Raw genomic sequence first — 254 nt, forward strand, 5'->3', positions numbered from 1 at the left:
TTTCAGCTGGCTGTAGTTGACGGCGTCGGTGTCATCGGTACCCGGGGCAACATTGGTGATCTTGTTGCCGGCGGCATCGATGCCTGCTTTGGTCACACTTGGGCCACCGGTAATGGTGAGGCCGTCTGAATTCAGTTTGCTGTCGCCTGCGGTGACGCTGTCAACGGTGATGTCTTTGGCCAGTTTCAGCTGTGCACCACCGGCTACGGTTTCGCTGATGATGTTGCTGTCGCCTTTGACATTGATGGTGTCGC

At 56.7% G+C, this 254-nt stretch carries 1 pseudogene; it reads right to left on the reverse strand.

Features of this window, described 5'->3' with window-relative positions:
- A pseudogene (locus tag ACTHTK_RS10300) lies at window positions 1-254 on the reverse strand (hypothetical protein); the annotation flags it as partial.

This window comes from Neisseria sp. P0006.S009, from assembly GCF_051962915.1.
GTDB lineage: Bacteria > Pseudomonadota > Gammaproteobacteria > Burkholderiales > Neisseriaceae > Neisseria > Neisseria subflava_E.